This is a genomic window from Longibacter sp. (genome assembly GCF_051155795.1).
GTDB lineage: Bacteria > Bacteroidota > Rhodothermia > Rhodothermales > Salinibacteraceae > Longibacter.
This window is the reverse complement of the sequence record NZ_DAXETW010000009.1, coordinates 20,041-28,279: the sequence shown is the minus strand read 5'-3', so window position 1 is coordinate 28,279 and position 8,239 is coordinate 20,041. Positions and strand designations below refer to the sequence as shown.

The following is an 8,239-nucleotide window of genomic DNA, read 5'->3' as shown; positions in this document are numbered from 1 at the left end:
ACAGGCGGAGAGCGTATTAGCCGAGCGTTGCTGCACGCCGGGCGAGCGCGTCGTCATACAGGTCTTGAAGCGGTCCCGACAGCTCGAGAGTAGCGACGTCGACCTGCAGTGCGGCCAGTTCTCGAGAGGTTTTGCAGGCGACCACCGAACGGTACGTGTAAGACAGGCGCAGGAGGAACGCGCCGCACTGCACGTCATCGGCTGTGTCCATCTGGAGGGTGACGGCGCCCGCATCATCGCTGGATAGCAGAATGGACGTAGGGATGGTGAGCAACGCCTCCCGGATGGAGGCGGGCAGGGGAACCGCCAGAAATCCGTCGGGCCGGATATGGCCAACTTCTTTCCCCGCGCGCTCGAATACGACAGCGCTCTGCTCGTGCGGTGCCAGGGTCACGTCCTCCCATCCGGCAACGGCCTGGACGAGATGCGTGGTGGCTACCGACGGTGGAACGAGGGCAAGAGGGTCTCGCTTGCCCGGAGGGAGCACGGCACGCAGCGTCAGCGTGCGGGAATCGATGTCGACCAGGGAGCCAGGGGAGGACGCCGTCGCATCAGCGTCAATCCGTTCGGCGGGGGGGCACGTCACGTCGCAAGTCATGGCGGCACCTCTTGAGTCAGATGAGAAACGCCGGAGACGATCACCCGTCCGCCCGTGGGGCCGGCCAATTGGCGTGAGACCGACGGCGGTGCATGTCGAACGGGGCACCCCTTCAACACCAGATTCGGGATGCATACACAGGAGCGCGTGCTGCAAATGGCGACGTCGCAGGTGGCATGTGCATCCTACAGGGTGTCGCTTTCGCTCCCGTGTTCGTGTGAAAAAAGGGCAAGGGTCGTGCCGTCTTTCCGCACGGAGATGCCGAAAACCCCATCGTTACCGGCGCTGGGGGCGATAGAGGACGCGATCACGACGCCGATGCATGAACCTTCAGCGTCTTGATGTGCCCGCGGCGGCTCCGCGTGGCGAGGTGGAGCATGCCGTCCGCAAGTTCCCGGGGGGCGATCCATGTTTCGGGGTCGCCCTCCGGCATAGCGTCGCGATTGTCCGGGGTATCGACGACGCCCATCGGGTACAGCACGCTCGCCCGCAGGCCGTCCTCTGCATACTCCTGGTCGAGGGACTTCACGTAGGCCGCCACGGCCCCCTTCGATGCGGCGTACAGCGCGGCGCCGGCCCCGCCTTCCTCTGCTGCCGGCGCGGAGACGCCGAGGAAGAAACCGTGCTCCCGGTCCAACAGGTGCGGAATCGCCGCTCTGGCCGTCTGGAAGAGGGTCTGGAAGTTCAGATCCATCATTTTGTCTGCGTCTTCCTGCGTCGCGTCCATGGCCGATTGCATGGAAAAGCCGCCGGCAATCGAGAGAACAGCGTCGAGCCCGTCCGCATCGGCGGCCGCCGCGTCGAAGGTGTTCTTCGCCTCGGACGCGTTTGTCAGGTCGCCGGTGTATACGTGCGCATCGGGGAACTGCTCACGCAGCGCCTGTCCGTTCTCGTCCCCGTAGTCGAACAGCGCAAGGGTCCACCCGGCCTCGGAAAACACGTCGGCGGTGACGGATCCGATAGCACCGGCGGCACCGGTGATGGCGACGGTAGGCATGGGCGGTGGCGTCTGGGGAAGGAAGGCCAGTGAGTATCGCTAACGTACCGAGCCCCGGACGGTCCGTCAAGGGCTTCATGTTACGTCGGTGCGTCGAAATGCCCCGAACCCTTTCCATCCCGAAACGCCCCCCCCTACTTCCGGTCGCGTCCGGTCGCGCGGACGGTGACGGAGCGGACCGTCCACTCCAGTGCACACCCGTGCTCCATCGACGGGCAGATTTCCGCCGTCCGCGATGCGGGCCACCTCGTGCCGGACCCCGATCTGGCATCTCGTCCGTGACGGCGGGTTGGTGGGTGCGGAGCACCATGACTGCACGCCTGTCCTTTGTCTCATTTTTTGACTGGGCAAAAAACGAGACGCAAAAATCACCACGGGTGCTACCTCGCTGTGCTCGCGTCGCACCAACCGGTACTAGCTCGCTGTGCTCGCGTCGCGGAATGACGTGGAAGGGCCCGGAGGGTCATCCTGGCGACTCGCGATCTGAGATCGCTCAAACAACACATCGTTCGGATCGCGTCCTCCCTTCGCCGCCTGATGCGCCGGACTGCGCAAGGCCGGGATATGGCTCGTTCAGACGTACGCCAGCCTGGACCAAGGCCACATGCCAGCCCCACGAAGACACCCTCATACAGACATACACATCCCCCGTCCTCACGGCCGCTGCACATTGATCGACGCGGAGGCGCGGGCGTAGCTGCCAAAGATCCCGGTGCCGCCCTCGATGTTGTCGACGATATTCGGGATCTCGCCGGGAGAGAGGCCGCCCTGCTGCGCTTCCTGCGTGCGGAGGTAGTCGTAGAGCGCGCGGTCCAGGACCGACACAGCCACCTCATTTCCCCCGAAAAAAGCGACGGCAATCCACGGGAAGTCGATCGTAATGGTGCCGTCCCCGTTGTCGTCGTAGTTGGCCTCATTCAAGATGGGCGACTGCGTGACCTTGAAGTCCTCAATGTCGTCTTCGTCTGGGTCGTAGGCATCAGCATAGAACGGGGTGAACTCGGCGATCAGCTCGTCCTCCGACAGCGCCTCGAAGTCGAGTTGCGAGGTCGTCGTGAACAGAAGGACGACCGGTGCATCCTTCACCTCCGCGCGCGTCACGGTAAAGGATGGCTGGACCGGGCTCTGGAAGGTGGCATCGGTATTCTCCGACGCGACAAGTTGAATGGCCGTCGGCACCGTGGTTACGGCCCGGATCGAGCCCCCCTCTGGAAGCTCCGCACGGAGGCGGTACGTCGTGCCCCCCTGCACCGTCGGAGCCGGGCTGTCGGGTACGTAGAAACCGATCGTATCGGTTGTGCGGTACGGCACGGTCTGCACCACGCTCCCGTCCGAGCCGAGCCGGTCGATGAACACGTCGGCGTCGCGAATTCCCTGCTGCCCGCCCGGTCCGGCGTCGATCGGTGCCGTCCGGGAAAGCACAACCTCCGGAAGATCTTTCCCTGCCTCCAGGTAGGCCTCTGCCACCGGCTGCTGCTCCACGCTGGCCGTGTCGATGGCATCACACGCCGAAAACACGGCCACGGTCAAGGCGAGAAGTAAAAGTAAAGCAGGGCGCAGCTTCATTATCGTCATGATCAATCGACTCCTGTTCATTCCAGCGGATCTCCTTTCCAAATCCGACATCCGCAATTCAGTATGTACATTCTGCACTTCGACCTTCATACGTCGAATTTCGTTCACGTCAAAAGGTCATCGTAAACGAGATATTAGGGAGCGGCACCGGGATCTGCGGGACCTCCGTGCGTTCGACCGTGCCGTCGTCGTTGGTCTCGAAGAAGTAGAACCAGATGTTGCTTCGCCCATAGAGGTTGATCACCTGCAGCTGCAGCTCGAAGTCGGCCCCGAACCACGTCCCCCGCCGGGTGGCCCCCACGTCGAGGCGGTGGTAGGCCGGCAGACGCTCACCGTTGAAGGGACTGATAAACGTCTCGCGCGTCTGCGAGTCGCTGATAAAGGGGTCGTTGACGGTACTGAAGCGAAAGGTCGGCTCGGTGTAAGGCTGTCCGGTCGCGTAGTTGAACGCTGCCGTCATCCGCCATTTCTCCGTAAGGTCGTAATTCGCCACGATGTTAAGGTCGTGGGTGCGGTCGAACTTCGGCGCGTAGTAGAGCGGGCCGTTCGGCCCGACGTTCACAAGCGGGAAGCGGCGCGCAGTGCGGCTCAGCGTATAGCCCACGAAGCCGTTGACGGCACCCGCCGATCGCTGAACGAGGACTTCGCCGCCAAACGCGAACCCGTCGCCGAAGCGGAACGTCTCCTCGTAGGGCAATCCCGCGCGGTCCGGGAGAAAGGGGTCAAGCTCAAAGAGGTCGCGCATCGTGCGGTAGTATCCCTCGATGTCGACGCGCCAGCCCGCCCACGGCTCGGTTTTCACCCCCACGACGAACTGATCGCCGTAGGAGGGAGGGACACCGTCATCGGTGGTGAGCCACGAGTCGAAGCCGGTGAAAAGCTCCGACGTCTCCAGGGTCAGGTACTGGTGATACCGACCGTAGGCTGTCTGCAATCGCACGCCCTCGGCAACGGTGTAATCGACCGACACCCTCGGTTCGAGGCGCCAGTACTTTCCTCGATCAAAATAGGACGATCGGAGCCCGGCCCGCACCTCCCAGTCGTCGTGCGGCCGGTAGGTATCCTGAATGTACGCGGACGCATAGCCGCTGGACAGCTCCTGCTCGAACGTCTCCTCCCCGTCGAACGTGTTGCGCAGACCGAACGAGAGCGCTCCTGCCCAGATGCCGCCCTTCAGTGTGTGGGCGCGCGTCGGGACCCATTCGACGTCGCCTTTGAGCGACACGTCCGTCACCTCATTACGCTGGCTGAAACGCGTGCTGCTGATCGTGGCGATGGGCGTCGACAGGTAGCGCGAACCGGTGAGCGTCAGATTCGTGAACACCGTTTCCGAGAGCAGGTGTTGCCAGTCGAGACTCGCGGTCTGGTTTCCGTAGGAGATGTCGAAGCGGCCGTCGTCGAGGAACTGCAGGTCGAGCACGTCCTGTCCGCCGTAGACCGCCAGGCTGAGCTTGTCGTTCGGCGTGGCGTCGAGGTTGATCTTTGCGTTCAGGTCGTAGAAGAAGAACCCGTCGGGGATCCCGTCCACGTCCTGACTACGGAGCACCGCAAGGAGCGGCTCGAGTGTGGAACGCCGCAGGGCGACCATGTACGACCCGCGTTCCTCTCCGTCATCCCCCCACGACCGGCCGTACGGCCCCTCGACGTAGGCCCGGGATGCCAGAAGCCCGACGGAAAAGCCGCCCTGCGTCTCGCGCCGATTTCCGTCCTTATTGTAGATGTCGACCACGCTCCCGAGGCGTCCCCCGTACTCAGCCGGGTACCCGCCCTTGTAGAGCTGGACGTCCTTGATCGCGTCCGGGTTGAACGTGGAGAAGAGGCCGAAGAAGTGCGTCGGGTTGTAAACCGTTGTCCGGTCGAGCAGGATCAACGTCTGGTCCGGCGAGCCGCCGCGAATGTACAGCCCGCTGGAGAAATCCGACGCCGCCTTTACCCCGGGAAGAAGCTGCAGGGAGCGGAAGAGGTCCGGCTCCAGGACGGCGGGGAGTTGCTTGATCAGCGCCGTCTCCACCCGGTTTGCTCCGATCGCGCGCGCCTCAGCGGCGTCTCGCTCGGCCTCAACGACAACCTCGTCTACCTCCGTGGTCGCGGGGGACAGTTCCACATCCAGGCGTCGGTCCTCTCCGGCTTCCAGCGTCACCTCCTGCTCCATCGGTTCGAAGCCGAGAAACGTGACCCGCACCGTGTACGTCCCGGGCGCCAGCCCGGCAATCGTGTAGTAGCCGGCATTGTTCGTCGCCGCCCCGCGCGTCACGTCGCCCGATAGAGCCACAACGTTCGCGAGAAGTAGCGTCTCACCGGTTTCTGCGTCTCGGACGTACCCGCTGATTCGTGCTGGATCCGACGCAGATCCGTCGTCCTGCGCAAGAGACGGCATCCCGCCGAGCAAGGAGCCGAGCATGACGAGGATCACCGCAAGATGAGAAAAGGAAGGCATCACAGGGCCGAAGAAATGGTACGGCAATTCGATGGAGGCGGATGGCCGGGCCGGTATCGAAGGCCCGGGCGATCCACGGGGAGGTGCGAATAGCAGTTCCTGTACCCGTGAACAGGACGCATGACCTCAACGATGGGTACTCTCCTCCCGTGAAAAAATCGTTTCCCGGCCCGTAGCGCCGGTCAGCGGGGATCCGGCCTCGAATCAGCCGCCTCCTCGAGTGCGTCGAGGCGCCGCTCAATCGCCATCAGCTTGTGAATGATGATGACGTGCGCCTTTTCGGCATCGATGCCGACGGGGCTGTCGGCGCTTTCGATTTCGGATTTGATGCGGTCGTAGGTCTCGCGGGGAAGCGTCAAGTCGGACATTGCTCCTACGTCGTTTTCTGAAAGGAAGTGGACGGTGGACTCGCGGTCCCTACGGGCGCGATGCCGGCACATTTTCGACTTTCCATGAATGCCGATCTGCGCACCGAAGGGTCGTTTCCCGCTGGAACTCGATCTTGCCGGTCATGTTGTAGTCTACACAACTTGCGCGGGGATTCCCCGCACCGAGTAGGGCAAGTCCCACACGGCCAGCTCCCTCTGAACTCCGTCAGGGCCGGAAGGCAGCAGCGGTAGGAGGTCGCAGCGGCGCGATGTGGGTAGCTTGCCCTTTTTTTATGCGGTAGCGGTTTGTTGTGGGCACTGCTTTTTATGGTCTCCGACCATCCGGAAGTCAGCCGGCTTCGCTGCATCTCCGGGTCTCCCAACTCGGCCCGGCCTCGGGTGAACGGTCTGTTCGCCTGAAATTAAAGGAAACGAATCCAAATCGCGGGTTTACGGCGGCCCGGCGGGTGAACCCGGCGTTTCCGGGTGCGTAAACGTGTGATGTGCGCAGAATCAGCCCGTCACGCGCGGGCGGTCCTCTGCGGCACCCTCGTCACCCGACCCTTCACGGACTGCCTTTGTCCACATGCTCCTGTCTCTTCTGCCTGTTTTCCTCGCCGGCGGCCAACCCGCCGACGGCACCGGTGGAATCATCAGCTTCCTGATCCCGATCATCCTGGTGATCGGCGTCTTCTACCTGTTCATCTACCGCCCGCAGAAGAAGCAGCAGGAGGAGCACGAGGAGATGGTCAGCAACCTGGAAAAGGGCGATAAGATCGTCACCATCGGCGGCATCCACGGGACGGTGCGCCGCATCGACGACGACTCCCTTCTCGTCCAGGTCGACAGCAGCGGGACAAAGCTTCGCTTCGACAAGCAGGCCATCGCCAACGTCGGCGGCGACGACAACTAGACTGGACGGCCGTCGCCCCGTGCCCCCGACCGACTCCTTGCGACCAACATGACAGACGCCACCCACAGCGGCCCCGAGGGCCCGTTTGATGCCATCGAAGACGCGATCGACGCGATCCGACGCGGCGAACTCGTCATCGTTGTGGATGACGCCGATCGCGAGAACGAGGGCGACTTCATCGGCGCAGCCGAAGCGATGACCCCGGAGCTGATCAATTTCATGGCCAGCCGGGGGCGCGGCCTGATCTGTACCGCCATCACCCCGGAACGGGCCGACGAACTGGACCTCGACCTGATGGTGGAGTCCAACTCGGCGCTCTACCACACGCCGTTTACCGTGTCGGTCGACTATAAAAAGGACACCACGACGGGCATCTCTGCCTCGGATCGTGCGAAAACAATCCGTGCGCTGGCGGATCCAGATGTATCCCGGTTCGACTTCGCCCGTCCAGGCCACGTCTTCCCGCTCAAAGCCCGCACGGGCGGCGTCCTCCGGCGAGCCGGACACACGGAGGCATCAGTCGACCTCGCCCGCCTGGCAGGCTTCCGCCCGGTGGGGGCACTGGTCGAAATCATGAACGAAGACGGCAGCATGGCCCGCGTGCCGGAGCTGACCGAGCTCGCCGACGAGCTCGACATGCCGTTCATCACGATCCAGGACCTGATTGCCTACCGGATGCAGAACGAGAGCCTCGTTCAGCGCGAGGCGGAAGTCCCGATCGAGACAGCGTACGGATCGTTCCGGCTCGTTGCATTCGAGGAAACGCTAACCGGAGAAGTGCATCTTGCGCTCGTCAAGGGCCACTGGAGCGAGGATGAGCCCGTGCTGGTCCGTGCCCACGCGCAGGATGTGATTGGTGACGTCTTTGCGGCCGATGCGACCGGCGGCTACCAGAAGCTCGCGGAGTCGATGCTGATGATCGAAAACGAGGGGCGCGGCGTCGTCCTCTATATGATGCAGGGCGCACGCAAGCCCGGCCTCCTCACGAAACTCCGGGCGATGGAACGTCAGTCCGAAGAAGGAGGCGAGATTGAGCCGGACACCGGCATGGACCCCCGCGACTACGGCATCGGCTGCCAGATCCTCCGCAACCTGGGCGCACGCAAGCTCCGGCTGCTCACGAACAACCCGCAGAAGCGCGTCGGGCTCCGGGGGTACGGACTGGAGATCGTCGAGCGCGTCCCGATTGAAATTCCGGATGACGTCGCAGCCCGCTACGTTCACGCCACCGACGACCAGGTGACGCCGCTCCTCGTCGACGCCCTGCGAGGCGTGAAAAACGGCGACGGGAACGGATAACGCTCCCTAACCGGCCGCCCGAAACCAGGTGGTCCCCTATCCGATCCAGCAG

At 63.4% G+C, this 8,239-nt stretch carries 7 protein-coding genes and 1 other RNA gene; 3 read left to right on the top strand and 5 right to left on the bottom strand.

The features are described from left to right. Window positions 1–16: 16 nt before the first annotated feature. The 5 genes from ACFCU0_RS01775 to ACFCU0_RS01755 form a co-directional block, all read right to left on the bottom strand. Window positions 17–598 (bottom strand): luciferase family protein, encoded by a 582-nt coding sequence (locus ACFCU0_RS01775; RefSeq protein ID WP_434971940.1) that lies wholly within the window; start codon window positions 596–598, stop codon window positions 17–19. 307 nt (window positions 599–905) lie between these two features. Continuing rightward, window positions 906–1,595, bottom strand: a complete 690-nt coding sequence (locus ACFCU0_RS01770) for an SDR family oxidoreductase (protein WP_434971939.1) — start codon at window positions 1,593–1,595, stop codon at window positions 906–908. Between the two features lie 654 nt (window positions 1,596–2,249). Continuing rightward, window positions 2,250–3,119 carry a DUF4249 family protein gene (locus ACFCU0_RS01765; RefSeq protein WP_434971938.1) on the bottom strand — a complete coding sequence of 290 codons (870 nt, stop codon included), beginning with the start codon at window positions 3,117–3,119 and terminating at the stop codon, window positions 2,250–2,252. Window positions 3,120–3,279: 160 nt separating this feature from the next. Continuing rightward, window positions 3,280–5,607, bottom strand: coding sequence for a TonB-dependent receptor (locus tag ACFCU0_RS01760; RefSeq protein ID WP_434971937.1), 2,328 nt, complete (start codon window positions 5,605–5,607; stop codon window positions 3,280–3,282). Between the two features lie 182 nt (window positions 5,608–5,789). Further along, window positions 5,790–5,975: a hypothetical protein gene (locus ACFCU0_RS01755; protein ID WP_434971936.1), complete on the bottom strand. Its 186-nt coding sequence runs from the start codon at window positions 5,973–5,975 to the stop codon at window positions 5,790–5,792. A 189-nt stretch (window positions 5,976–6,164) separates the two neighbouring features. Between ACFCU0_RS01755 and ffs the strand changes: the two genes are divergently transcribed. The 3 genes from ffs to ribB all read left to right on the top strand — a co-directional run bounded on the left by ffs (window position 6,165) and on the right by ribB (window position 8,187). Beyond that, an RNA gene (ffs, locus tag ACFCU0_RS01750) (signal recognition particle sRNA small type) lies at window positions 6,165–6,264 on the top strand. A gap of 297 nt (window positions 6,265–6,561) precedes the next feature. Continuing rightward, entirely contained in the window at window positions 6,562–6,888 is a 327-nt protein-coding gene (gene yajC, locus ACFCU0_RS01745; protein ID WP_434971935.1) for a preprotein translocase subunit YajC, read from the top strand. A gap of 48 nt (window positions 6,889–6,936) precedes the next feature. Then, window positions 6,937–8,187, top strand: coding sequence for a 3,4-dihydroxy-2-butanone-4-phosphate synthase (ribB, locus tag ACFCU0_RS01740; RefSeq protein ID WP_434971934.1), 1,251 nt, complete (start codon window positions 6,937–6,939; stop codon window positions 8,185–8,187). Window positions 8,188–8,239: the final 52 nt, after the last annotated feature.